Consider the following 24732-nt stretch of genomic DNA (forward strand, 5'->3'; position numbering starts at 1 on the left):
TGCGGCGATCCGGGTGTCAGAACGGTTACGTTCACCTTGGCGATGTCAACAGCACCGCTCGTCCTATGAGAAGCCGGCCGTTTGCGACAGAACTTTTTTCACGGCGTAAACAAGTCATTGGTTTTCTGGATTCCTTGTTTACATCACAGGGCCGCCAGAGCCATCAGATTTCAACGCTGCCCCGTCTTGGAAAATGGACTGGCACGCTTAGGCTTGACCGCGGCCGCTTCGTATGTCGACGGGTCGAAGTTTTCTCGCTGTGATCGCAATTCGTCGGCATCGATTCGCTCAGCCAGGCTTTCGATGTCGCGGTCGGTGACGCCAACCGCCGCGAAGTGCTCCCGCCAGCCGCTGACCACGCGGATGACATACGCGATCTCTTGGGCCGCTTCGATTGCCAGCAGTCCGAATGCGTCGAACTGCGACATCGCGTTCGTGAGCGTCGACTCCTGCCCCGCGGCGCCACAGATGAACTCCTGGAAGCCCTGGCCAGAGTTCGTCGGCAGGACGTCATAGGCCGGCGCTAGCTTCAGGCGTCCGTTTTCGCGAGGGCTGACCACCAGGAGGGCATGGTTCTTCTCGTGGTCGTCCGTGTTGTCGATGAGGATGTTGAACACCATGCGCCGGAAAAGCTCGCGCGCGTCTCGCAAGTGGGTGTCGTTCAGCGAGACGCCCGTGCGGCGAAGGATGCGCGCAAGGGCCGGGTAGCCCATCTCTGGCTCGGCGCCGCTTGCCGTTGCCGCACGAATCGCCGTACCCGCGGAAATGCTGTGGATTCGGGCGCCGGGGGTGCGGTCGAAGCGTCGCACCGCCACGGCGTTGCCGTCCTGGAGCCTGATGACCTGGGTCTCGGCAGTGGTGATGCCCGCCTTTCGGGCTAGCGTCATCGACGCATGCTCGATCAACGGTGTGTCGACGGGCTCGTTGTTGAAGAACTTGATGACCCATTCCTGACCATCAATCTCGATGAGCGCCTTGGGTTTGGCGCCACCGAGCGGGCTGCCGCCGCCAGCGATGATCCGGGCCTCGAGATCGGACAGAGGTTCCGCAGCCTCGATCTTGGCCACGACTTCGCTGAGCTCCTGGGCGTCGGCCAGGCGCGGTAGCGGGCCGCCGGCCCGCGGGCTGTAGGCAGTCTCGGATGTGGACACGCCGAGAGCGCCGAAGCGCTCGTCACCGGCGTAGTACAGGTACTCCATCAGGGAGGCACGCTTCGGCTTGTTCACGAAGCGGATGACTTTTTCGCCCCAGCGATCAGGGCGCGCGTCATCGACCGCGCCGACGGCCCGTGCGTCACCTGCCAGACGGCCGGGAGGCATGTGCTCGGTATCGATGAGCGGCAGGTCCTCGCTGAGCGGGAATCCCTCTTTGAGCCATTGCTGGCCGTAACGCAGGGAAACGCCCTTTCCGGCGGCGACCAGCTGCAGGACACCTACGTATCGCGGCGCGGCCGGATCAGCGAGGTACCAGAGGTAGAGCGTGTCGTAGCGCATCAGGCTGTCTTGCTCTGCTTGCGGAGTCGAGCGTCAGCGGATGCCTGGGCACGGGCCCTTCCCAAATCGACCGCGGCCCGGACATCCATCTCGATTGCGCCTCGATCGAATTCCGGCGCTGCTAGGTTCCCGAGTTCGCCGTCGCGTTGGAGCAGCCAGAGCGCCGATGCGACGATGCCGAGGCTGACGGTCGGGTCGCCAGACTCGAGGCGCAGCAGCGTCGGCACCGTCACGCCCATGCGCTTGGCCCAGGTCTTCAGCGACTCTTTGCGACGCAGCCGGGCCACAGCCAGATCTGCACCGAGCTTGTCGAGCGCAGCGATAGTGGATGGCGGCAACTGCTGGATGGCGCGGGCAGGCTTTGGCATACAAATAGAATATATCTAAAGTACCATTGCAAGGCAAATCTACTTGCACGACAGCCAGGGGCCGCTAGGCAACTCGGCGATGGGCTGCCTGATGGGAAAGTGCAGAGCTCAAGCGGCGATGGTCGCAATGAACCAGGCGCGCTATGCCAATTGCTACTTGGAGCTATTGATGGCGTTGGCCAAATCTGCCGCGCGGCGGAGATCACCCACCATGCAACACCACTTTGGATCACCCCTCGGCGTCGCTCAGACCCAGCAAGGAAGCGCGTAAACAAGCAAAAGGCCCGCAGCCATTGGGCTGCGGGCCTGATGTTGACAGACTACCTACAGGTACTTTTTAGAACGGGATGTCGTCGTCCATGTCGTCAAAGCCGGTCGACGCCTTGGGCGCCGGGGCCGGGGCGCGCTGGGGCGCCGGGCGCGGCGCGGCCGGGCGGGCCGCGGGGCGGCCGCCGCCCATGTCGTCGCTGCCACCGCCGCGGCTGTAGCCGCCGGCGCCGCCTTCATCGCCACCGCCGCCGCCTTCACGGCCGCCCAGCAGCTGCATCTCCTGGGCAATGATCTCGGTCGTGTAGGTGTCGCGGCCTTCCTTGTCCTGCCACTTGCGGGTCTTCAGGCGGCCTTCGACATAGAGCGGGCGGCCCTTGCGGACGTATTCGCCGACGATCTCGGCCAGGCGGTCGTTGAAGACGACGCGGTGCCATTCCGTCTCTTCCTGGCGCTCGCCGGTCTCGCGGTTCTTCCAGTTGCGGGTCGTGGCCAGGCTGAGGGTGACCCAGGCGCCGCCGCTGGGGTTGTAGCGGACCTCGGGGTCTTTGCCGACGTTGCCGATGAGGATGACTTTGTTGACGCTGGCCATGACGCTCGTCCGAATTCGATGGGAAGGGGGCGAATTATGCCGGGCGGGGTCTCCTGCCCTGTCAGCAACACCCCGCAGACCGCATCCCGCACCTCGGCGCCCGCATTTTGTCTCTCCGGCCACCGTCTCGCCGTCGCCCCTCCCTAAGATGAAGCCATGGTGACCCTCGGCCCCCACCCCGGCAACCGCCGCAGCAACCGGCGGCTGTGGCTGTCTTACGCAGGCGCCTGTGCGCTGGCCTGGTGCCTGTTCGTGCTGGCCGGCAGCGAGTTCGACCGCGGCCTGGACCCCTTCTGGCTGGCGGTCTACCAGGCCACGACGATGCTGTGGGCGCCGATGCTGCTGGGCGTGGCTGTCTGGCCGCTGGCGCGACGCCTGCATGCCGGCGACGCCGGCCCGGCCGCGACGGGCCTGGCCCACGCGCTGGCAGCTCTCGCCTTCTCGGCGCTGTGGCAGGCGGGCGAGTTCGCCGTCAACGCGACGCTGTTCGGTGCCGACCATGCCGGCGCCGTGCTGCTGGCCGGCCTGCTGTGGCGTTCGGTCTGGGGAGTGGTGGTCTATGCAGCAATCGCCACCGCCTTCACGGCCGTGCTGCAGTCGCGCGCCGCGCGCTCGGCCGCCATCGCTGCGGCCCAGGCCGAGAGCGCGCTGGCCAAGGCCGAGCTGTCGGCCATCAGCGGCAAGCTCAACCCGCATTTCCTGTTCAACACGCTGAACACGCTGATCGCGCTGACCCGCAAGGACCCGGCCGGTGCCGAGGCCGCGCTGCTGAAGTTCGCGTCCATGCTGCGCTATGTGCTGGACACCAAGCGCGGCGCCGAAGACCGCGTGCTGCTCGCCGACGAGATCGACTTCCTGCGCGACTACCTGGCGCTCGAAGCCCTGCGCCTGGGCCCGCGGCTGCGCGTGGACTGGCAGCTGGAGGAGCGCGTGCTGGCCGACGAGCTGCCGCCGCTCACACTCCAGCCGCTGGTCGAGAACTCCATCCTGCATGCCGTGGCGCCGCGCAAGGGCGGCGGCTGCGTGACGATCACGGCGCGTCGCAACGCACTCAACCATGGGCTGGACCTGGCCGTGGCCGACGACGGCCCGGGCTGCGAGCCCGAGGCGCTCGAACCCAAGCCCGGCCAGCGCCGCGGCGTGGGCCTGGCCGCGCTGAGGAAGCGCTTCGCGCTGGACTACGAGGGCCAGGCCCGGCTCCGGATCCACACCGCCCCCGGCGCGGGATTTCGCGTCGACTTGTTTATTCCACAGACATGAGCACCACCACCGTCCTGATCGCCGAAGACGAACCCCTGGCCGCCGAGGCGCTGGCCGACTGGGTCAAGGCCACGCCGGGCCTGCAGCTGGTGGCCGTCTGCGAGGACGGCGAGGAGGCGCTGGCGCAGATCCGCGCCCTGAAGCCCGCCCTGGTGCTGACCGACATCCAGATGCCGGGCCTGACCGGCCTGCAGGTCGTGCAGGTGCTGCAGGGTGATGCCCACCAGCCGCGCATCATCTTCACGACGGCCTACGACCAGCATGCGCTGACCGCCTTCGAGCTGCACGCGGTGGACTATCTGCTCAAGCCCTTCTCGCGCGAGCGCTTCGACGAGGCCGTGGCGCACGCGTTGCGCGACGCGGCCCCCAGCAACTCGGAGGTCGCCCAGGCCCTGGGCACGCCGGCCGACGCGCCGCTGACCCGCCTGCTGGTGCGCGACCAGGGCAAGATCTTCCCGCTGCAGGTCGACGCCATCGAATGCCTGCGCTCCGACAACAAATACACCGCCATCACGAGCAAGGGCCGCAGCTTCCTGGTGCGCCTGCCCATCGCCGACTTCGAGACGCGGCTGGACCCGGCGCGCTTCCTGCGCGTGCAGCGCGGCTGCATCGTCAACCTGGACTTCGTCGACAGCATGACGCCCGACGAGAACTCCCAGCTCGTCGTGCAGCTGCGCGACGGCTCGCGCATCACGGCCAACCGCGAGGTGTCCAAGATGCTCCGGGAGCAGTCGCTGTGAAGCCCCGCCTCTGGTCTCCTAGACTGCTCCCGCTGCTGCTGGCCTGGGCTGCCGGCCTGGCCGGCGCCCAGACCGTTGCGCCCCCCGCGCCGCCCTCCCTGCCGGTGCCCGAGGCCCCGCTGGCGCCACCGGCCCTGCCCGCCGGGCCGGGCCGGATCTATGCGCCGGGCGAATTCGACCGCCTGGAGCTGGCCGGTGCGGCCCGCGTCGTCCTCGTGCAGGGCGAGCGGGACCAGGCCTTCGTGGCCGGAGACGCCGACGCGCAGAAGGGCGTGGAGGTCGAGCTGGCCGACCGCCAGCTCGTCATCCGCCCCAGCGGCGGCTGGAAGTTCTGGAATTCGTCCAAGGTCTTCGTCCAGGTCGAGATGCGCGAGCTGCGCCAGCTCACCGTTTCCGGCGCGAGCGACGTGCATGCGCCTGGGGCCCTGCGCTGCGACCAGCTCAGGCTCAGCATCAGCGGCGCGGGCCAGGCTCGGCTGGACCAGTTGCAGGCCCGGCAGCTCAGCTTCGCCATCTCCGGCGCCGGCGACGGCCAGCTCGGCGGCCGCGTGGACGATTTGACGCTGCAGATCTCGGGCAAGGGCAAGGTCGTGGCCGACCGCCTGCAGGCCCGGAGTGCCCGCGTCAGCGTCAGCGGCATCGGCAATGTGCTGCTGTGGGTCACCGGCGATCTCTCGGCCCACATCTCCGGCATCGGCTCGGTGGACTATTTCGGCAACCCCAGCGTGCAGCGCTCGGTGTCGGGCATGGGCACCATCTCCGCCAGGGGCGACAGGCGCTGATCCAATAGGGGCATGGACACCCTTCAAACCCTCGAGCAGCGCATCACCGACCTGGAGATCAAGGCCAGCTTCGCCGAGGACACGGTCGAGCAGCTCAACCAGGTCGTCGTGCGCCAGCAGGCCCAGATCGACCGGCTGGTCCGCGAGCTGGTGGAGCTGCGCGACCGCACATCGGCCGAGCCCGGCGCACCCCGCACGCTGCGCGACGAGCTGCCGCCGCACTACTGAGAAGCTGTGAACGAACCCTGCACACCCGCTCGTTCCGCCCAAAGCGCCCCACTCTTCGTTGCAAATGCTCGCCGTAGCCCGAGCTACGGCTGTGCTTTGCGCCTAGATTGAGGCCCCTTGGGCGACCCGCTCGGGCGCGCCGGATTCATTCACACCTTCTGAGCCGGCCCGACCCGGCCGATGAACCCCACAGGGAGCAACGATGAACAACGACCTTCCCGTCTTTCGCTACCACGCCGACCCGCTGTCCACGGGCGCGATCGAGCCGCGGCGCATCCAGTGCGCCTGCTGCGGCCAGGCGCGTGGCTTCGTCTATGTGCAGCCGGTCTATGCGACCAGCGACCTGGACGAGAAGCTCTGCCCCTGGTGCATCGCCGACGGCTCGGCCGCGGCCAGGCTGGGCGCGAGCTTCTCGGACGCGCATCCGCTCCAGAAGGCGGGCCTGCCGCAGGACATCGTCGACGAGGTGAGCCTCAGGACGCCGGGCTATTCGTCCTGGCAGCAGGAGGAGTGGCTGGCGCATTGCGGCGACGCCTGCGAGTTCCACGGCGATGCGTCGGTCGAGGATGTCGAGGACGCGAGCGAGGCGACGCGGGCGGACTGGCGCCAGCACTACGGGACGACCGAGAAGCAATGGGCCGCCGCCACGCGCGACTACGAGCCGGCCGGCGACAACGCGTTCTACAAGTTCGTCTGCCGCCAGTGCAGCCTGGTGCGGCTGGGCTGGGACTGCGTGTGACGCGCTGACAGCGCGCCCAGATTTCTCAGGGCTCGCCGTCCCAGTAGTCCAGCCCGGCCTCGCGCTTCTGCAGGAAGCGCAGCCCCGACGCGAAGACGCCGACCTTGCCCGAGTCCGGGTATTCGCAGACCTCGGGCCTCTCCTTGGTGCTGATGCTGAGGTAGTGCAGCGGCGCGTCCGAGGTGTTGAGAATCTGGTGCGGGTAGCCAGGCCCGGCGGGCGTGGTGATGACGTCGCCGGCCTTGATGGGTACGAGTTCGCCGGCCACGCGCAGCGTGCCCTCGCCCTGCAGGATGACGAACATCTCCTCCTGCGCGTAATGGAAGTGGTAGGGGCAGCTCTGCTTGCCGGGCGGGACGATGTCGAAGCTCGCGCCCAGCTTGGCCGCGGCCGTGCCCTCGGTCAGCGAGGTCGAGCGCGTGTCGTAGAGCGGCGGGCGCTCGAAGCGTTCGAGCGGCGCGTCGTGGAAATTGCGGATCAGGGTCTGGCGCAGTTCTTCGGGTGTGGGCATGACGGGCTCCGTTCAGCGCTTGTCCATCAGCGCCAGCACGGTCGCGCTGGTGATCTTGATGCCGGTCTTGATGCTGGGCTCGGCCACCGGGGCAAAGAACGGTGAATGGTTGCGTGGCAGTTGCGCGGCGCCGGGCTTGGCGGCAGCCTCGACCCGCTCGGGCGGGTAGACACCGAACTGCATCATCAGCGAGGGCACGCCCTGGACAGCGAAGACCGAGAAATCGTCACTCGCGGTGTTCGGACGGGCCAGCAACACATGGTCGGCACCGAGGGCGCTCTTGATGGCGGGCTCGATCCGTCGAATGAGGCTTTCGTCATTCATCATCGTGCCGACCCCGGGCGTGATCGTGATCTCCGGTTCCGGAGCGCCGGACGCCGCGGCGACATGCTCGGCCGTGCGGCGCAGGCCTTTAAGCAGCACCTCGCGTACTTCTGGCAGATAGGAGCGGATCGTGCCGCGCAGCACGGCCTGGTCGGGGATGATGTTGCCTACCGTGCCGGCCTGGAAGGCGCCGACCGTGATGACGCCGAACTCGCGCGGGTCCTTCTCGCGGCTGACGACGGCCTGCACGTCGGTGACGAAGCGGGCGGCCGTCGCGATCGGGTCGATGGTCTCGTGCGGCGCCGAGCCATGGCCACCGCGGCCCTTGAACACGATCTCGAAGGTGTCGTTGGCCGACATCGACGGCCCGGCGCGGTATTGCACCGTGCCATAGGCCGTGTTGGTCGTATGGATCGCGACGGCGACATCGGGCCTGGGGAAGCGCGTGAACAGCCCATCCTCGACCATCGCGCGGGCTCCCGAGACGATCTCCTCGGCCGGCTGGGCGATGAACATCAGCCGGCCCTGCCAGCGGTCCTTCAGCGCGACCAGCGTGCGCGCCGCGCCCACCCAGGCGGCCATGTGCACGTCGTGCCCGCAGCTGTGGGCGACGAAGCTTTCGCGCCCGTTGGACAGGGTCTTGGCGCGGCTGGCGTAGGGCAGGCCGGTCTTCTCCTCCATCGGCAGCGCATCCAGCTCGGTGCGCACCATGACGGTGGGGCCGGCGCCGTTCTCGTAGATCGCGACGAGGCCGGTCTTGCCGACGTGTTCCGTCACGGTGAAGCCCAGCGCGCGCATCTCGGCGGCGAGCTTCGCGGCCGTGCGCGTTTCCTCGAAGGCGATCTCGGGGTGGCTGTGGATGTCCTGGTAGAGGGCCTCGAGCTCGGGATAGGCGCGGTCGACCTGGGCGGCGACGGCGCCGTTGAGCGCGGCGGTCTGGGCGCCGGCGCAGGCGGCGAAAGCGGCCAGCGACAGGCCGGCGAAACGATGACGCAGCATGACGATCTCCTGGGGCCGGAGGAGCCCGGCGAGTTGTTGGCGACAATCCCGGCCTTCGCCATGCAGTCGCCCCTCCATCATTCCTCCGCACCGGACACGCCGCAAGCGGTGCTGTCCCAGGTCTTCGGCTACACCGCCTTCCGCGGCCAGCAGGGCGACATCGTCGAGCAGCTCACCGCCGGCGGCGACGCCCTGGTGCTGATGCCCACCGGTGGCGGCAAGAGCCTGTGCTACCAGGTGCCCGCCATCCTGCGCCACCGACGCGGCCAGGGGGTCGCCGTGGTGGTGAGCCCGCTGATCGCGCTGATGCACGACCAGGTCGGCGCGCTGGAGGAGGCCGGCGTGCACGCGGCCTTCCTGAACTCCAGCCAGACGGGCGAGGAGGCCAGCCGCATCGAGCGCGAGATGATGAGCGGGCGCCTCACGCTGCTGTACGCGGCGCCCGAGCGGCTCACGACGCCGCGCTTCCTGGCCCAGCTCGCATCGCTGCAGGAGCGCGGCCTGCTGTCGATGTTCGCCATCGACGAGGCCCACTGCGTCAGCCAATGGGGGCATGACTTCCGCTCGGAGTACCTGCAGCTCAGCCTGCTGCACGAGCGCTTCCCCGAGGTGCCGCGCATCGCTCTCACGGCCACGGCCGACGACCTGACCCGCGCGGACATCATCCAGCGGCTGCAGCTGCAGGACGCGCGCGTCTTCATCAGCAGCTTCGACCGGCCCAATATCCGCTACCTCATCGTCGAGAAGAACGGCTCGCCGCGCGAGCAACTGCTGCGCTTCGTGCGCGACGAGCACGAGGGCGATGCCGGCATCGTCTACTGCCAGAGCCGCAAGAAGGTGGAGGAGACGGCCGAGTGGCTGAAGAGCGAGGGCCTGAACGCGCTGCCCTACCACGCCGGCCTGGACGCCGACGTGCGGCGCCGCCACCAGGACCGCTTCCTGCGCGAGGACGGCCTCATCATGGTCGCCACCATCGCCTTCGGCATGGGCATCGACAAGCCCGACGTGCGCTTCGTCGCCCACCTGGACCTGCCCAAGAACATCGAGGCCTACTACCAGGAGACCGGCCGTGCCGGCCGCGACGGTGCGCCCGCCGAGGCCTGGATGACCTATGGCCTGGCCGACGTCGTCAACCAGCGCCGCATGATCGACGACAGCCCGGCGGACGAGGTCTTCAAGCAGGGCCAGCGCGGCAAGCTGGATGCGCTGCTGGCCCTGGCCGAGGCGACCGACTGCCGGCGCGTGCGGCTGCTGGCCTACTTCGGCGAGGCGAGCGAACCCTGCGGCAATTGCGACAACTGCCTGAACCCGCCTCAGACCTGGGACGCGACCGAGGCGGCGAGGAAGCTGCTGAGTTGCATCTACCGCTTCCACCAGCGCGGCGAGCGCTTCGGCGCCGGCCACCTGATCGACGTGCTGCGCGGCAAGGCCACCGACAAGACCCAGCAGTACCGCCACGAGAGCCTGTCCACCTGGGGGGTCGGTGCCGACCTGTCGGAGCAGCAATGGCGTGCCGTGCTGCGCCAGCTGATCGCGCTGGGCCATGTGGCCGCCGAGGGCGAGTTCAACACGCTGGCGCTGCAGGACAGTGCGCGCGCGGTGCTCAAGGGCGACGTGGACGTGAGGCTGCGCGAGGCCGAGGAGAAGAAGCCACGTGGCAAGGCCAAGGCCTCACGCGGCGGCGCCAAGCCCAAGGCCGACCCGGCGCTGGGCCTGGACGCCGAGGCTCAGGAGCGCTTCGAGGCGCTGAAGGCCTGGCGCTCCGAGGTGGCCAAGGAGCACGGCCTGCCGGCCTATGTGATCTTCCAGAACACGACGCTGGCCGAGATGGCTCGCGTGCTGCCGGGCGACCTGGCCGAGCTGGGCGAGATCAGCGGCGTCGGCGCGAAGAAGCTCGAGGCCTATGGCCGCGAGATCCTTCGCGTGCTGGGCCGTTAGCAGACGGCCGGAGCCACGCAGGCGCTGGCGACCTGGATGGTCTCGCCCGCCGTGTTGCGGCGGCCCTCGATGACGACGCGCGGCAGCTGGGCCACCGTGGGCTCGGGCGTGTGCACGCCGCTGATGACGACGCGATCCAGCTTGATGACCTCGGGCGCCTCGGCCGGCGCCGTCAGCGTCATCCAGCTGGCACCGGTCAGTGCGACCAGGGCGACGAGGATGGCGGCGCCGAAGGCTTGCAGGCGGTTGCGGTGGGCGGTGGTGCTGATGCGGTTCATGGCTGTTCTCCCGTGTCTATGGCTGGCAGTGTGTTCGGAAGAGGCCCTGCAGACCTAGGGTTTGCGATAGGTTGCGGTTTTTCGCGGATGAGCTGCGGCTGGTGCGGACCAAGGCGTGCCGCGCGGCGTCAACAAACTGGGGGATCACTGCAGTCGCGCCGTCATGCCGCGCCGGGATACTTGCCACCTCATCCTGGGAGGGAAACCATGGCACGCGGCAACGACGTTCAACTCGGCGGCATCACCGATCTGGTGCTGCTGGCCGACATCAAACCCGGTTTTGTCGACGCGCTGGAGGTGGCGACTCATGTCGACCGCCTGCGCAAGGTGCTGCGCACGCTCAACGGCCTGCGCCTGGGCTCGCGCGAGTCCAGTGCGCCGGCCTCGCGCTACAGTGACATCGTCGCGCGCTGGCGCATCGTGCATTCCTTCCGCTGGGCCGTCGTCGACGGCCGGGACGGCGCCCCCGACCGGCTGCTGCTGAACGTCAACTTCGACGGCGGCTGGGAGCCGTATATGCGGGTCATCTGGGACCAGCTCGGCTCCACGCTGGACCTCATCCTCTGCCATGTCGAGGGCTATGAGCTGTCCTGCAACTGCAGCTTCGAGGCCTATGCGCGCTGGGTGCGGGCGCACGAGGTGTCGGCCGATTTCCTGTTCATCGAGTCCGGCCGCACGGTCAGCGACGCCGAATACCTGTCGAGGCTGGAGGCCGCCCAGCGCGGCCATGTCAGCGAGCTGGGCGCCGACCGGCTGCGCGCGCCGGCCGCCGGTGAAGTGGCGCCGCTGCCCACCGAGCCGGCCGAGCGCTTCGCGATGGCCGCGCGCGGCCTGGTGCCGCTGGCGGGCCTGTACACCTTGCAGCGCTATTTCAACGAGCAGGCCTGGGACGGCCGCGTGCTGCTGCGCGCGACGCAGGATGTGCTGTTCGAGCTGACGCGGCTGGGCACGCGCGAGCATTTCCCCATCGGCACCGGCAACACGCCCGGCGAGTTGCTGCGCCGCCGCCACTTCGCGATGCTGCAATGGTTCGAAAGCACGCTGACGCCGCCCGCCGTCCAGGCGCGCGAGCTGCCGCTGGCCGATGCCGACATCCAGGCCGGCCTGCTGAGCAAGCTGCCCGCCAACCGCGGCGCGCTGCTGCTGATGCGCGTGGCCCAGCCCGGCCCGGCGCTGGCCTGGCTGTCGACGGCGCCGGTCACCGCGGAGGGCCAGCAGCCGCCCCAGGCCGGGCCGCTGCAGGGCGTCTGGACCCAGGTCGCGCTGACGCTGGCCGGCCTGAGCGCTTTAGGCGTGCCGCAGGCGCGGCTGGAGCGTTTCCCGCAGGCCTTCAAGGAGGGCATGGCCGCGCGCGCCGGCCTGCTGGGCGATGTGCGCCACAACCACCCGGCTCATTGGGCACTGGCGCCCCATGTCAACGGCCGCGACCGCTTCGACCCGGCCGGCGCCCATCTGCTCGTGCAGCTGCGCTTCGCCAGCCCGGAGCCCGGCGAGCTCGTCACGCAGGCGGACCACGACCGCATCGCCGCCATCGCGGCGGCGCTGACCCAGGGCACGGGCCTGGCGCTGATGGCCGTCGAGCCGCTGCGCGGCAGCAGTGCGGAGCGCGAGAGCTTCGGCTTCAAGGACGGCATCAGCCAGCCCGTGCCGGACTGGCAGGCGCCGCAGGCCACCGGCCAGCGCTGGGACGACCGCGTGCGCGACGGCGAGGTGCTGCAGGGCTACGCCACCGCGCGCGACAAGGGCTATGCCGTGCCCGAGCAGCCCGATGCGCTGCTGGACCGCGGCAGCTTCCTGGCCGTGCGCAAGCTGCGCCAGTACGTCGGCCGGCTGGACGCGCGCATGCATGCCGAGGCCGAGCGCACCGGCCTGCCCAAGGAGCTGCTGCTGGCCAAGCTGATGGGCCGCTGGCGCACGGGCGAGCCGCTGGCCGACGACCGCGCGGTCAACGATTTCAACTACGAGGCCGATGCCAAGGGCGCGCTCTGCCCCTTCCACGCCCACATCCGCCGCACCAACCCGCGCGACCTGGGCGCCGACCAGGCCTTCGCCAGGAGCCGCATGCCGCGCATCCTGCGCCGCGGCATGAGCTATGGCCCGCCGCCCGACCGCGACCATCCGGTGGACGACGCCGACCGCGGCCTGATCTTCATGGCCTACAACGCCCACCTGGCCGAGCAGTTCGAGGTCGTGCAGCGCTGGGTGGCCGGCGGCAATGCCAGCGGCGGCTACTCGGCGCAGAGCGACCCGCTGCTCGGTGTCGTCGACCCCGGTGCGGGCCCGCGCCTCTACCCCTTCGAGCACGACAGGCGCGCCTACGAGATCGACCTCGGCAGCGAGCCCTTCGTCACGCTGCAGTGGGGTGCCTATTTCTTCGTGCCCTCCGTGCGCGCGCTCAAGGCCCTGCCCGGCCTCGTCGAGCTGCCGCTGCCGCAGCTGCCCACGGCGCCCCTGCCTGCGGCCATGCCGCCGCGCGAGGACTTCGCCGCCTGGCAGGGCTGGCTGGAAGACCCCAACCGCCGCGACGCCGCCTGGGCCTGGGTGCGCCAGCAGCCCGGTGGTGTCGTCGCGACTTCCTACGGCGTGCTCGTCGGCGCGGCGGATCGCGTGCAGGAGGTGCTGCGCAACACGCCGGATCGCTACTCGGTCAGTGGTTACGGCGAGCGCATGGCCGACTCGGTCGGCGTCGGCTACCTGGGCCTGGACGACGACAGCGGCCACCGCGAGCAGGCGCCCGTGGTCAACCGCGTGCTCGAGAGCGTCAGCGAGGCGGATTCCTTCATGGCCGCCTACCAGGTCGCCAGCGCCGGCATCGCCGGCCTGCGCCAGGAGGCGCAAGCCCTGCTGGCCGCCTTCCCGCCCGGCCAGAAGCCGGCCGACCTGCCCACCGACACGCCGCTGGACCTGGAGCGGCTCAGCGAAGGCGTGCTGGCCAAGCTCTGCCAGATCTGGTTCGGCGTGCCGGATGGCCGGCATGTCTGGGGCACCGAGTTCCACGCCCCTTCCGAGGTCGAGGCGCCGCGCTGCCCGGCCGCGCTGTTCCGCGTGTCGCGCTATGTTTTCGGGCCGCATCCGACGCCGGCCGTCTGCGCCGCCGGCCGCCAGGCGGGCAGCGCCTTCACCGAGGCGGTAGATGGCTGGCTGGCCGCCACGCCCTTCGAGCAGTTGCCCAAGCTGAGCCAGGCCATCCTGTCAGCGGCCCGCGCCGTGCCCGGCGCGCCGGCCGACCTGCCCACGCGCATGCTGGCCGGCATCATGCTCGGCTTCCCGCCGACGACGCATGCCAACCTGCTGGCCACGCTGGCCATCTGGGTGCAGACGCGCAAGCTCTGGGAGCTGCAGCCGCAGTGGCACGAGCTGCCCGCCACGGCCAGCCTGCCCGAGCGCTACACGGCCGCCGTCGCGCGGCTGCGGCCGGCGCTGGTCGCGACGCTGAACTACAAGCCCACGCCCTTCCAGGTCTGGCGCCGGGCGCGCGCCGACCACCGCCTCGGCGGCGTCGACGTGAAGGCCGGTGACGTGCTGGTCGTGGCCCTGGGCTCGGCCACCCAGCAGGACCCGCTGCGCCACCATCTTGCGTTCGGCGGCGACCGCGTCGACCCGAACGGCCCGCCGCCCCATGCCTGCCCGGGCTATGGCATGGGCATGGGCGTGATGCTGGGCGTCATCGCGGCGGTGATGGATGCCGGGGTGATGCGCTTCACCGGGGCGCCGACGGTGGTGGCGCTGGCCGTCTAGCAGGCGGGGCGCTTGCGCCCCGCCGGGCCGCGGTCAGCGGCCCATGTCCTTCAGCCACTCGGCATGCGCGGCCTTGGCCGCGCGGATGGCACGGTCCAGGTGCTGGAGGGCGCGATGGCGCAGCTGATGCACCTCGGGGTTGTCCTCTTCCCTGGCGATGTCGGCGCGCGCCTTTTGCAGCGTCTCGATCGCCTTCAGCAGGCGGCCGCCGTGCTCCTTCACGTCGACGTTCGGATGATCGTTCACGTCCTTGCCATCGTCGATGGTCGCCCGCTTGATCTCGTTGATCGTGGCGTCGATCTCGCGGATGCCCACGTCCTCGTCCGCGTCGACCTTGGCATCGCCGGGCTGGTGATACATGAACCAGCGGGCGGCGCGCAGATCGGTCAGCGCGTGCAGATAGGCCGGATGCTTGCCCGGCAGCGGCGCGCGACTGTAGAAATCGCCGCCTGACCGGAGGCTGACCTGGCGGGCCGGGCTCAGGCCAGGTGCGGCAGGGCGCGCTCGAGGAAGCCGCTCATGCCCATGCGCTCGAACTCGGCGCGGGCCCGGTCTGCCGCGGCGCGCCAGCCGTCGTCCAGCCTCAGCTCGGCTTCCAGCAGCGCCGTGACGGCGGCCTCGTGGGCCGACTGGCGGCGCTCGCCGGCCTCGCGGGCCAGCGCCAGATAGCGCCGCGCGCGCGCCGCGTCGTCCATGCGCGCGGCCAGCCGCGCCGCGGCGCGGTAGGCCATGGCGCCGCCGATCCAGTCGTGCTGGCGGCCGCGCCTGAGGGCCAGCGCCACATGCTGGCGCGCGGCGCCGGCATCGCCCTGCTCGGACAGGATGTCGGCCAGCCAGCCGTGCTGGAAGCTGCTGTACAGGCCGCCGCCGCGCGGCGCGAGCCAGGCGGTGGCGTCGAGGATGTGCTGGCGCGCGGCCGGGTCGTGGGCCTGCATCCAGGCGCCGTAGGCGCCGGCCGCATGGCCCATCGCGCAGGTGAACATGCTGCGCACCTGGGCGCCGACGCGGTGGGCCACGGCCGCGGCGTCGCGGGCCTCGGCCCAGCGGCCCTGCCACAGCAGCACGGCGGCGCGCCAGCCCTGCATGCTGGCCTCCACCGCATGGCCGCTGCCGTCGAAGGGCGCGAGCGCCTCGGCGAAGACCTCGTGGGCCTGCGCGAACAGGCCCTGGTCGCCCAGCACATAGGCGCGGCAGCACAGCGAGAAGGACAGGCCGATCTGGTTCACCGCGCTCTTGCTGGCGCGCTCGCGCTGGCGCGTGATGGCCAGGTCCAGCATCGGCAGCGCGTCGGCGTAGTCGGCCGCGGCGGCCTGCAACTGGCCGACGGTGCCGGACAGCTGGGCCAGCAGCGCGGTGTCGCCGCAGCTTTCGGCGGTCTGCACGGCGGCGCGGGCGTGGCGCAGGCTGTCGCGCGTCTCGCCAAGGGCGTAGCCGACATAGGCCAGCCAGTACTCGGTGCGGGCGATGAGATTGGCGTCGCCATCGGCATGGGCCAGCTCGACGGCGTGCTTGAGCACGCGCAGGTCGTCCTGCGAGGCGTCGAAGACGCAGGCCATGCCCAGGCGTTGCGCGATGCCGATCCAGCGGCGGCGGCGTTCGCGGGCCTGGTCTTCGCCCTCGCCGGGCTGCTGCAGGAACTCGAGCGCGGCCAGCGCGGCGCGGAACTGCTTCTTGGCGCGGTCCAGCGCGGAGGCGACCAGGGCCTGGTCGCCGGCGGCTTCGGCGTGGCGGGCGGCGGCGGGCCAGTCGTTGGCGGCGGCGTCGTGGTAGGCCAGCTGCTCGTGCAGCTGGCTCTGGTTGCCGCCGCGCGCGGCCAGCGCGACGCTGATGTGGCGGTGCAGGGCCTGGCGCTCGTGCAGGCCGGTGGCTTCGTAGACGACGTCGCGCGTGATGCCGTGCTTGAAGCGCAGATGGCCGGGGCGCTGGTCGGGGAAGATGAAATCCTGGGCCGCGAGGGCCCGCACGGCGGGGTGCTGCTCGCCGTAGCCGGTCAGGATCTCGAGCAGCCAGACCGGGATGACGTTGCCGATGACGGCCGCGATGCGAACGAGCTGGGCCTGCTCGGGGGCGAGGCGGTCGACGCGCGACTCGACCAGGGCGGCCAGCCAGGCCGAGCCGCTCTGGCCCTCGGCGAGGCCCTCGCCGGTGTCGGCAGCGGCGTGGCAGAGTTCCTCGATGAACAGCGGGTTGCCGCCGGCGTGGCGCTGCACCTCGGCGGCGATGAAGGGGTCGATCTGCGGCAGCAGCTGCTGCACCGCACGCGCGGCCTCGGTCTCGCTGAGCGGTGGCAGCTCGATGAGCTGGGCCGGGTCGTCGTTGGAGGCCGGCAGCTCGCCGGTCGGGCGGCTGGCGCTCAGCAGCAGCAGCGGCAGGCCCTGGGCCGAGGCGGCGGCGCGCAGCCGGTGCAGCAGGCGCAGCGAGGCGTCGTCGGCCCATTGCAGGTCGTCGATGCAGACCAGCTGGGGCGTGCGGCGCGCCAGCGCGAGCAGCAGCGCGAGCAGCGCGTCGGCGCGCTGGCCGGGCGCGCTGTGCTGGGCCGCGAAGAGTTCGGGCGGCGCGTCGTCCAGGCCGTCCAGCGCGCGCAGCATCTGCAGGAAGGGCTGCAGCGGCTCGGCGCTGAGGTAGCTCTCGCAATAGCCGCGGTGGATGCGCAAGGGCTGGTCGGACTGATCCTGGGCATGGCGCAGGAACTCCTCGGTGAGCCGGGTCTTGCGCACGCCGGCGCCGGCGCGTATGCCCAGCCACAGTGTGTGCCCGGCCAGTGCGCGCGCGAGCGCGGCCTCCAGCGTGGCCAGCTCGGCGTTGCGGCCGACGAAGGGCGCCAGGCCGCGGCGCATGCTGGCCTCGAAGCGCCGCGCCACGGCGGCGCGGCCGTGCACGCGGTAGACGGCCAGCGGCGTGGCGCGGCCGCGCAGCTGCAGCGAGAAGCGCGGGCCGGTCTCGAAGAACTGGCTCTGCAGGCCCAGGCTCTCATCGCTGGCGATGATCTCGTCGCGCCGGGCAGCCTCGGACAGGCGGGCGGCGATATTGGGCGCGTTGCCGAGCAGCTCGAAGCGCCCGCGCATCTGGTCGCCCTCGTTGACGAGCACGATGCCGGCGTGGATGCCGCTGTGCAGGGCCAGGCCGGCGAAATCGGCTGGCCGTGGGCCGGGTGGCAGCAGCGCGCGCACGGCGGCGTGCAGCTCCAGCGCCGCCTCGGTGGCGCGGCGGCCATCGTCCTCGCGCACCTCGGGGTGGCCGAAGACGGCCAGCATGCCGTCACCCTGGATGCGTGCGATGACGCCGCCATGGTGGGGCACGATGCGCTCGTACAGCGTGCGCAGGCCGCCCAGCATGGCCGCGTAATGCTCGGCCTCCATCCATTCGGCCATGGCGGTGGAGCCGCTCAGGTCGACGAACAGCAGGGTCAGCAGCCGGCGCTGGCCCAGGGCGGGCAGGCCGGCGGCATGGGAGGCGGGAGACTCGGTCACAGCGCCAAGGATCGTAGCCGCTGCGTCTCCCGGCTGGCGGCAAGAACTGGCCCTTTTGGAGGGGCAGCCCTAGCCTCAGAACTCAGAAGGTGTGAATGAATCCCGCGCGGCCGAGCAGACCGTCGTGGCGGCGCCAATCAAGGCGCAAAGCACAGCCTTAGCTCGGGCTACGGCGAGCATTTGCAACGCCGAGTGGCGGCGTTGCGGCGGGATGAGCGGGCGTGAGGGGGCCGTTCACAGCTTCTCAGACCTGCATGGGCACGAAGTCGGTGTCGGCCACGCTGCGCGGCGCATCCTCGGGCAGGTCTTCCTCGCGCAGGCCGAGGTAGATGGGTTCGCCGTTGCGGCGGTGGATGTTGATCTTGGCGTTGTAGACGCGGTGGACCAGGCCGTGCTTGTCGGCGATCTCGTACTCGCTGATGCCCCACAGGCCGAAGATGTCGCGCCGGCCGGTCAGGTAGCAGGCGATCTCGTCGACCTCGGAGCCGGCGAGATTGAGGCCGTTGAGGCTGCGCAGCGGCGCGCGCGTGCGCTCGACGAAGTCCAGGCTGTCGATGCGCACGTCCTCGCCGGTGGCCTCGTCGTGCATCAGCGTGTTGAACTTGCCGACCAGGATCTGGCCCGGCTGGGCGTGCTCGATCATGCGTGCCAGCTCGATCGTGACCTGGCCGACCAAATAGCTGAAGGAGGTCGGGTTCAGGCCCTCGGACTGATAGAACTCGTAGTGCGAGCCGACGTGGAAGCAGGCGCGCAGCTTGGGCACCGACTCGGGCCGCGTCGCGCGCTCCTGGGCCAGCGCGTTGTCGGCCAGGATGAACTGCATCAGCTGGTAGAGCTCGACATTGGCCTCGACGCCGCGCATGCGGTTCCAGATGTAGAAGCCGTCGCCCGTCGTCGTGCGCGCGAAGTTGATGTTGATCTCGCGGGCCAGCAGCTTGGCGTAGGCCGCGTTGACCGAGCAGGACAGGCTGTTGAGCTGCACGACCTGCTGCAGCGGCGTCAGCAGCGAGAAGCCGACGGCGTCGAACAGGATGACGGCGCGGTCTTCCACCAGGCGGATGCCGTAGCGCGCCGCGATCGCCGCGATCAGCGGCAGGCCCAGGCCGCGCTCCGGCGCGAAGGGCAGCTCGACGAGATGGGGCGTGACGCCGAGGGCCGCGGCCACGGCGTCGAAGGCCTGGGCGGCGAGGTGTTCCTGGCTGGACAGCAGCTTGTCCAGCAGCCGCGTGCGGCGCGTGATCTCGGCCTGCGGCAGCGTGCCGTCGCCCAGCGTGTATTCGGTCAGCGTCTGGTGCGGCGCGACCAGCACGCGCAGGCCGCGGGCCTCGGGCGTCCACGCGTAGATCAGGTTGTCGCCCAGGCTCCACAGCGTGTAGAGGGCCTGGTCGAGCAGGATGATGTTGTCGCGCAGCGCGGTTTCACTCAGGCCGGTCGGGGCCGGATAGGCCATGAAGCCATCCAGCCAGGACCGGCGTTTGCGCAGCTCTTCTTTCAAGGCGGGCTCCAGTCAGAAGCCCGGATTGTCTTTCAGACCTGTGACAAAGCGTTGCATCAAGCCGACTCGGCGGCGCAGCGCGGGCCACCGGCCTGCTGCGCCGGCGACTCGGCTCGGGTGTTTTTCGCGGCCGGCATCTCAGGCGCGGCGGGCGCTGATGGTGACGCGCGGCAGTTGGGCGACCTCGCGGGCGGCATAGCCGGTGACGACGACGCGCGGCAGCTGGGCGACTTCCTGTGTGGCCTTGCCGGTCACGACGACGCGGGGCAGCTTCTGCACTTGCTGCGGGGCGGCGCTGGCGGCCAAGGCGGTGAACGCAAAGGCGGCGACGGCGGCGGCTTGGATCAGGACGGTGGCTTTCATGATGCTTCCTTCGGGGCTTGCACAGCGGGATTGCTGTGTCGATGGAAGCAGTTTCGGCAAGCGACCGGCGCGCCGCCACGGCGCTGCGATGAATCGCCAGACGCGGGCCGCGAGCTGCACGCGGCCGCGACGAAGCGTCAGCTTCCCGGGGCGGACGGCTTCGCGTCGGCGCCGATGTGGCGGGCCAGGAAGCGTTCGACGCGGCCCCAGAAGTCCTCGTTGGTCTTCAGGTTGAACCAGCCATGGCCTTCGTCGGGGTAGTCCACCCATTCCAGCGGCTGGTCGGGCGACATGGCGGCCTTGAGGTCGGTGCCGTGCTTGATGGGCACGCGGCGGTCGGAGCCGCCATAGGCCATCAGCAGCGGGATCCCGATGTCCCGGGCGCGCTGCAGCGGCGAGGTGCTGCGGATCTGCGCCGCGTCGGTGGCCGGGTCGGCAACCAGCTGGCTCATGCCGTAGCGCTTCCACTCCTCGGATATATCGCTCCAGTGGATGCTGGACATCAGGCCGATGTCGGTGACGCCGACCCAGTCGACGGCGCACTTGAAGAGGTCGGCCTGCTGGATGGCGCCCATCAGCGCGGCGTAGCCGCCGTAGCTGGCGCCGGCGATGCAGGCGCGCTGCGGGTCGGCCCAGCCCTGCTTGACGGCCCAGGCCAGCGTGTCGGCGAGGTCGTCCTGCATGCCCAGGCCCCATTGCTTCCAGCCGGCGCGGAAGAGCTGCCAGCCATAGCCTGCACTGCCGCGGAACTCGGGCTCCAGCACGAGATAGCCGCGGCTGGCGAGGAACTGGGCCTCGGGCTCCCAGGTCCAGTGCGTGCCGCGCAGATAGGGGCCGCCATGCACCAGCACGACGGTGGGTCGCTTGACCGGGTTGCCGCCCGCGGGCTGGGTGACCAGCACCGGGATCTCCAGCCCGTCGCGGGTCTTGATGCGGTGGTAGTCGCGCTGGCCCATGTCGGCCGGCTTGATGTCGGGCCGTTGTGCGGCCAGGGGTTGCAGCTGCTTGTCGGCCGGCTTGTAGAGCCAGTAGACCGGCGGGCGCTGGTCGGAATAGGCCGTCACCAGCAGGGCCTGCGAACTCAGGCAGCGGCCGCAGGAAATGCGGTTGACCGAGCCAGGCAGCTTGGCGTCGATGGCGGCCTGGTGGGCCTTCATCGTCGCGTCGAGCCACACGGTGCCCGGTGCATCCGTCTCGTAGTGGATACCGAGCAGGCGGCGGGCCTGCGGGTCGTACTCGATGCTGCCGCGGAAGTCGTAGCCCTTGAAGTTCAGCAGGGGCTTGTCCTCGCGCTTGAGCGTGGTGGGGTCGAGCTTGTAAATGGCGCTGTAGCCCTGGTAGCCGTCGAGCACGAGGACCTGGCCATCCGGCCCGAACCATTTGGGCTTGAGGCTGCGGTCGTCGCCATAGGCCGGCTGGTCTTGCCAGAGCCGCCAGCCGTCGCCTTCCCGAAGATAGGTCTTGTGGCGGCCCTGCAGAACGGATTCGACGGCGCGCGGCTCGCCCAGGGCATCGAGATGCCACTGCCGGACGCCATCCGGCAACTGGTAGCTGAGGCTGCGCCGCAGGCCGGTGCGGGTGTCCAGGCGGGAGAATTGCAGGCTCTGGGTTTCTGCCTCGTTATCCCACGGGAGACGCACGACGAACACTTCGTCGCCGCCAGAGTCGAGCGTGCCGGCGAACTGCCAGTTCAGCTCCAGCCGCCGGTCCGTGATGCGCGTGGAGGTGCTATCGCTGTCCCAGGTGGCATGGATGAGCTGGCGCTGTTTGCTGCCGTCGCGGTCCACGGCCCACAGGCCCGGGGCTCGGACGCGGGAGCTGCCGTCGCGGGTGTTGGAGGCGTCGTAGACCAGGCGCTCGTCATTGACCCAGTGGTAGGACGAGATGTCGGCATCGAAGAATCCGGCCACCGCCTTGGGGGCGCCTGGGTTCTGCAGGTCGATGACGGCCAGCCACATTCGCTCGTTCTTGCCGGCCACGAGCACCGCCAGGTATCGCCCGTTGGGGCTGAGCTTGGGCGCGCTGATGTCCGGCGGCTTGAAGAAGGCGGCGGTGGGTGGCGGTGCGGCCTGCACGGTGACCGCGCACAGCAGCATGGCCACGAAGGCGGCTCTGAGGCTCTGGATCATCTGTTCTCCCTGTTGCCGGGGGCCGGCGCGGCGGATTGTGGCGGCCTATCATGGCCGGTTCCCTTGTGAAAACTCCCATGTCGCCCCCCGAGTCGAAATTCATCCGCGTGCGCGGTGCGCGCACCCACAACCTGAAGAACATCGATGTCGACCTGCCGCGCCATGCGCTGGTCGTCATCACGGGGCTGTCGGGCTCGGGCAAGTCCTCGCTGGCCTTCGACACGCTGTATGCCGAGGGCCAGCGGCGTTATGTCGAGAGCCTGTCCAGCTACGCGCGCCAGTTCCTGCAGCTGATGGACAAGCCCGACGTGGACGTCATCGAAGGCCTGTCGCCGGCCATCTCCATCGAGCAGAAGGCCACCTCGCACAACCCGCGCTCCACGGTCGGCACCGTCACCGAGATCCACGACTACCTGCGCCTGCTCTATGCCCGCGCCGGCACGCCCTTCTGTCCCGACCACCACCTGCCGCTGGAGGCCCAGTCCGTCAGCCAGATGGTGGACGCGGTGCTGGCCATGCCCGACGAGAGCCGTCTGATGCTGCTCGCGCCGGTCGTGCGCGACCGCAAGGGCGAGTTCGTCGAGCTTTTTGCAGACCTGCAGGCCCAGGGCTATGTGCGCTTTCGGGTCGACGGCGCGACGGTCGAGGCGCCGGAGATCCCGGCGCTGAAGAAGGCCGAGAAGCACGACATCGACGTCGTCATCGACCGCGTCAAGCTGCGCGCCGACTCCCTCGACCAGCTGCGCCAGCGCCTGGCCGAGAGCTTCGAGGCGGCGCTGCGGCAGGCGGACGGCCGGGCGCTGGTGATGAATATGGACTCGCAGGAGACGACGCTGTTCTCCAGCAAGTTCGCCTGCCCGGTCTGCTCCTATTCGCTGCCCGAGCTGGAGCCGCGGCTGTTCTCCTTCAACTCGCCGGTGGGCGCCTGCCCGAGCTGCGAGGGCCTGGGCCAGGTCACCGTGTTCGACGCCGACCGCGTCGTCGCCTTCCCGACGCTGAGCCTGGCCAGCGGCGCCGTGAAGGGCTGGGACCGGCGCAACCCCTACACCTTCTCGCTGCTGGAGGCCGTCGCGGCTCATTACGGCTTCGACGTCGAGGCGCCCTGGGAGGAACTGCCGGCCACGGCCCGGCAGGTGCTGCTGGACGGTTCGGGCGAGCAGGACATCGCCTTCGCCTACCAGGCCGAGACCTCGACCGGCAAGAAACGCCAGGTCAAGCGCCACCACCCCTTCGAGGGCATCCTGCCCAACCTGCAGCGGCGCTACAAGGAGACCGACTCGGCCGCCGTGCGCGAGGACCTGGCGCGCTATATGGCCGCCAAGCCCTGCCCGGCCTGCGAGGGCTCGCGGCTGCGGCGCGAGGCGCGCAACGTCGTGCTGCAGCCGGCCGACGCGCCGGCCGGCTTCAAGGGCCGGCCGATCTACGAGGTCGAGCACTCGACGCTGCGCGAATGCCTGGACTACTTCGAAGGTCTGAAGCTCAAGGGCAACAAGGCCGAGATCGGCGACAAGGTCGTGCGGGAGATCGCCTCACGGCTGCGCTTCCTGAACGACGTGGGTCTGAACTACCTGAGCCTGGACCGCAGCGCCGACACGCTGTCGGGCGGCGAGGCCCAGCGCATCCGGCTCGCGAGCCAGATCGGCTCGGGCCTGACCGGCGTCATGTATGTGCTGGACGAGCCCAGCATCGGCCTGCATCAGCGCGACAACGACCGCCTGATCGCCACGCTGCGCCGACTGCGCGACCTCGGCAACTCGGTGCTCGTCGTCGAGCACGACGAGGACGCCATCCGGGCGGCCGACTGGGTGCTGGACCTCGGGCCCGGTGCCGGCGTGCATGGCGGTCGGATCATGTCCCAGGGCACGCCCGAGCATGTGGCGGCCGACCCGAACTCCCTGACCGGCCGGTATCTGAGCGGCGCCGCGCGCATAGCGGTGCCGGCCGAGCGCCACCGGACCGTCGACGGGCAGCAGCTGCGCATCGTCAACGCCCGCGGCAACAACCTCAAGGGCGTGACGGTCGAGATCCCCGTCGGGCTGCTGACCTGCGTGACCGGCGTGTCCGGCTCGGGCAAGAGCACCCTGGTCAACGACACGCTCTACGCAGCGGTCGCCAAGAAGCTCTACCAGAGCCATGCCGACCCGGCCGCCCATGACGAGATCGAGGGCCTGGACGCCTTCGACAAGGTCATCAACGTCGATCAGAGCCCCATCGGCCGCACGCCGCGCTCCAACCCGGCGACCTATACCGGCCTGTTCACGCCCATCCGCGAGCTTTTCGCCGAGATGCCCACGGCCCGCGAGCGCGGCTACGGGCCGGGGCGCTTCAGCTTCAACGTGGCCGGCGGGCGCTGCGAGGCCTGCCAGGGCGACGGCGTGCTGAAGGTGGAGATGCACTTCCTGCCCGACGTCTATGTGCCCTGCGATGTCTGCCAGGGCCGGCGCTACAACCGCGAGACGCTGGAAGTGCTCTACAAGGGCAAGAACATCACCGACGTGCTGAACATGACGGTGGAGGACGCGCATCAGCTCTTCAACGCCGTGCCGGCGCTGGCGCGCAAGCTGCAGACCCTGCTGGACGTGGGCCTGGGCTATGTGAAGCTGGGCCAGAGCGCGACGACGCTGTCGGGCGGCGAGGCCCAGCGCGTGAAGCTGGCGCTGGAGCTCTCCAAGCGCGACACCGGCCGCACCCTCTACATCCTGGACGAACCCACCACCGGCCTGCACTTCGCCGACATCGCGCTGCTGCTCAAGGTGCTGCACCAGCTGCGCGACGCCGGCAACACCATCGTCGTCATCGAGCACAACCTGGACGTCATCAAGACGGCCGACTGGCTGGTCGACATGGGGCCGGAGGGCGGCGCCGGCGGCGGCACGCTGCTGGTGGCGGGCACGCCGGAGGACGTGGCGGCCTGCGAGGCCAGCCACACGGGGCGCTATCTGGCGCCGTTGTTGAAGCGGCGTTGAGGGTTCATGCCAGCCGCCCTGCATGGCGGCTGGCCTTCGTCCGGCGTCGGAC

19 protein-coding genes are annotated in these 24732 nt (G+C 70.1%); 8 read left to right on the forward strand and 11 right to left on the reverse strand.

Annotated features, from left to right (window positions below):
• Nucleotides 1–170 precede the first annotated feature (170 nt).
• The 3 genes from EV671_RS21390 to ssb all read right to left on the reverse strand — a co-directional run bounded on the left by EV671_RS21390 (nt 171) and on the right by ssb (nt 2720).
• Complete coding sequence (locus tag EV671_RS21390; protein ID WP_132575588.1) at nt 171–1493, reverse strand: type II toxin-antitoxin system HipA family toxin; 1323 nt, start codon at nt 1491–1493, stop codon at nt 171–173.
• Complete coding sequence (locus EV671_RS21395) at nt 1493–1861, reverse strand: helix-turn-helix domain-containing protein (RefSeq protein WP_132575590.1); 369 nt, start codon at nt 1859–1861, stop codon at nt 1493–1495. Before EV671_RS21395 ends, EV671_RS21390 begins: the two co-directional genes overlap by 1 nt.
• A 337-nt stretch (nt 1862–2198) precedes the next feature.
• Complete coding sequence (gene ssb, locus EV671_RS21400; protein WP_132575592.1) at nt 2199–2720, reverse strand: single-stranded DNA-binding protein; 522 nt, start codon at nt 2718–2720, stop codon at nt 2199–2201.
• Nucleotides 2721–2876: 156 nt separating this feature from the next.
• On the opposite strand from ssb, the gene EV671_RS21405 reads away from it, so the two are divergent.
• From EV671_RS21405 to EV671_RS21425, 5 genes are all read left to right on the forward strand, one after another.
• A complete protein-coding gene (locus EV671_RS21405; RefSeq protein ID WP_132575594.1) occupies nt 2877–3980 on the forward strand; it encodes a sensor histidine kinase in 1104 nt (367 codons plus the stop codon).
• Entirely contained in the window at nt 3977–4720 is a 744-nt protein-coding gene (locus tag EV671_RS21410; protein ID WP_132575596.1) for a LytR/AlgR family response regulator transcription factor, read from the forward strand. Before EV671_RS21405 ends, EV671_RS21410 begins: the two co-directional genes overlap by 4 nt.
• Nucleotides 4717–5502 (forward strand): head GIN domain-containing protein, encoded by a 786-nt coding sequence (locus EV671_RS21415; RefSeq protein WP_132575598.1) that lies wholly within the window; start codon nt 4717–4719, stop codon nt 5500–5502. The genes EV671_RS21410 and EV671_RS21415 overlap by 4 nt, the downstream gene beginning before the upstream one ends.
• Before the next feature lie 12 nt (nt 5503–5514).
• Complete coding sequence (locus tag EV671_RS21420; RefSeq protein ID WP_132575600.1) at nt 5515–5730, forward strand: SlyX family protein; 216 nt, start codon at nt 5515–5517, stop codon at nt 5728–5730.
• A 202-nt stretch (nt 5731–5932) separates the two neighbouring features.
• Entirely contained in the window at nt 5933–6469 is a 537-nt protein-coding gene (locus EV671_RS21425) for a CbrC family protein (RefSeq protein WP_132575602.1), read from the forward strand.
• 25 nt (nt 6470–6494) lie between these two features.
• On the opposite strand, the gene EV671_RS21430 is transcribed toward EV671_RS21425, so the two are convergent.
• Complete coding sequence (locus tag EV671_RS21430; RefSeq protein WP_132575604.1) at nt 6495–6980, reverse strand: cupin domain-containing protein; 486 nt, start codon at nt 6978–6980, stop codon at nt 6495–6497.
• 12 nt (nt 6981–6992) lie between these two features.
• Nucleotides 6993–8303, reverse strand: coding sequence for an amidohydrolase (locus EV671_RS21435; RefSeq protein ID WP_132575606.1), 1311 nt, complete (start codon nt 8301–8303; stop codon nt 6993–6995).
• A gap of 60 nt (nt 8304–8363) precedes the next feature.
• Between EV671_RS21435 and recQ the strand changes: the two genes are divergently transcribed.
• Complete coding sequence (gene recQ / locus EV671_RS21440) at nt 8364–10241, forward strand: DNA helicase RecQ (protein WP_132575608.1); 1878 nt, start codon at nt 8364–8366, stop codon at nt 10239–10241.
• Here recQ and EV671_RS21445 read toward each other — a convergent pair.
• A complete protein-coding gene (locus EV671_RS21445) occupies nt 10238–10519 on the reverse strand; it encodes a hypothetical protein (protein ID WP_132575610.1) in 282 nt (93 codons plus the stop codon). The two genes, recQ and EV671_RS21445, sit on opposite strands and share 4 nt — an antisense overlap.
• Nucleotides 10520–10726: 207 nt before the next feature.
• Between EV671_RS21445 and EV671_RS21450 the strand changes: the two genes are divergently transcribed.
• Nucleotides 10727–14257 carry a Dyp-type peroxidase gene (locus EV671_RS21450; protein ID WP_165917669.1) on the forward strand — a complete coding sequence of 1177 codons (3531 nt, stop codon included), beginning with the start codon at nt 10727–10729 and terminating at the stop codon, nt 14255–14257.
• Between the two features lie 33 nt (nt 14258–14290).
• On the opposite strand, the gene EV671_RS21455 is transcribed toward EV671_RS21450, so the two are convergent.
• From EV671_RS21455 to EV671_RS21475, 5 genes are all read right to left on the reverse strand, one after another.
• On the reverse strand, nt 14291–14617 hold the full coding sequence (locus EV671_RS21455; RefSeq protein ID WP_132575615.1) for a hypothetical protein: 327 nt from the start codon (nt 14615–14617) through the stop codon (nt 14291–14293).
• A 119-nt stretch (nt 14618–14736) separates the two neighbouring features.
• Complete coding sequence (locus EV671_RS21460; RefSeq protein ID WP_132575617.1) at nt 14737–17727, reverse strand: adenylate/guanylate cyclase domain-containing protein; 2991 nt, start codon at nt 17725–17727, stop codon at nt 14737–14739.
• A gap of 244 nt (nt 17728–17971) precedes the next feature.
• Nucleotides 17972–19222, reverse strand: a complete 1251-nt coding sequence (locus tag EV671_RS21465) for a hypothetical protein (RefSeq protein ID WP_132575619.1) — start codon at nt 19220–19222, stop codon at nt 17972–17974.
• A 138-nt stretch (nt 19223–19360) separates the two neighbouring features.
• Nucleotides 19361–19585 (reverse strand): hypothetical protein, encoded by a 225-nt coding sequence (locus EV671_RS21470; protein WP_132575621.1) that lies wholly within the window; start codon nt 19583–19585, stop codon nt 19361–19363.
• 137 nt (nt 19586–19722) lie between these two features.
• On the reverse strand, nt 19723–21714 hold the full coding sequence (locus tag EV671_RS21475; protein WP_132575623.1) for an alpha/beta hydrolase family protein: 1992 nt from the start codon (nt 21712–21714) through the stop codon (nt 19723–19725).
• A gap of 77 nt (nt 21715–21791) precedes the next feature.
• Between EV671_RS21475 and uvrA the strand changes: the two genes are divergently transcribed.
• Nucleotides 21792–24680, forward strand: coding sequence for an excinuclease ABC subunit UvrA (gene uvrA, locus EV671_RS21480; RefSeq protein ID WP_132575625.1), 2889 nt, complete (start codon nt 21792–21794; stop codon nt 24678–24680).
• Nucleotides 24681–24732: the final 52 nt, after the last annotated feature.

The organism is Roseateles saccharophilus (genome assembly GCF_004342485.1).
In the GTDB taxonomy this organism is placed as follows: domain Bacteria; phylum Pseudomonadota; class Gammaproteobacteria; order Burkholderiales; family Burkholderiaceae_C; genus Pelomonas; species Pelomonas saccharophila.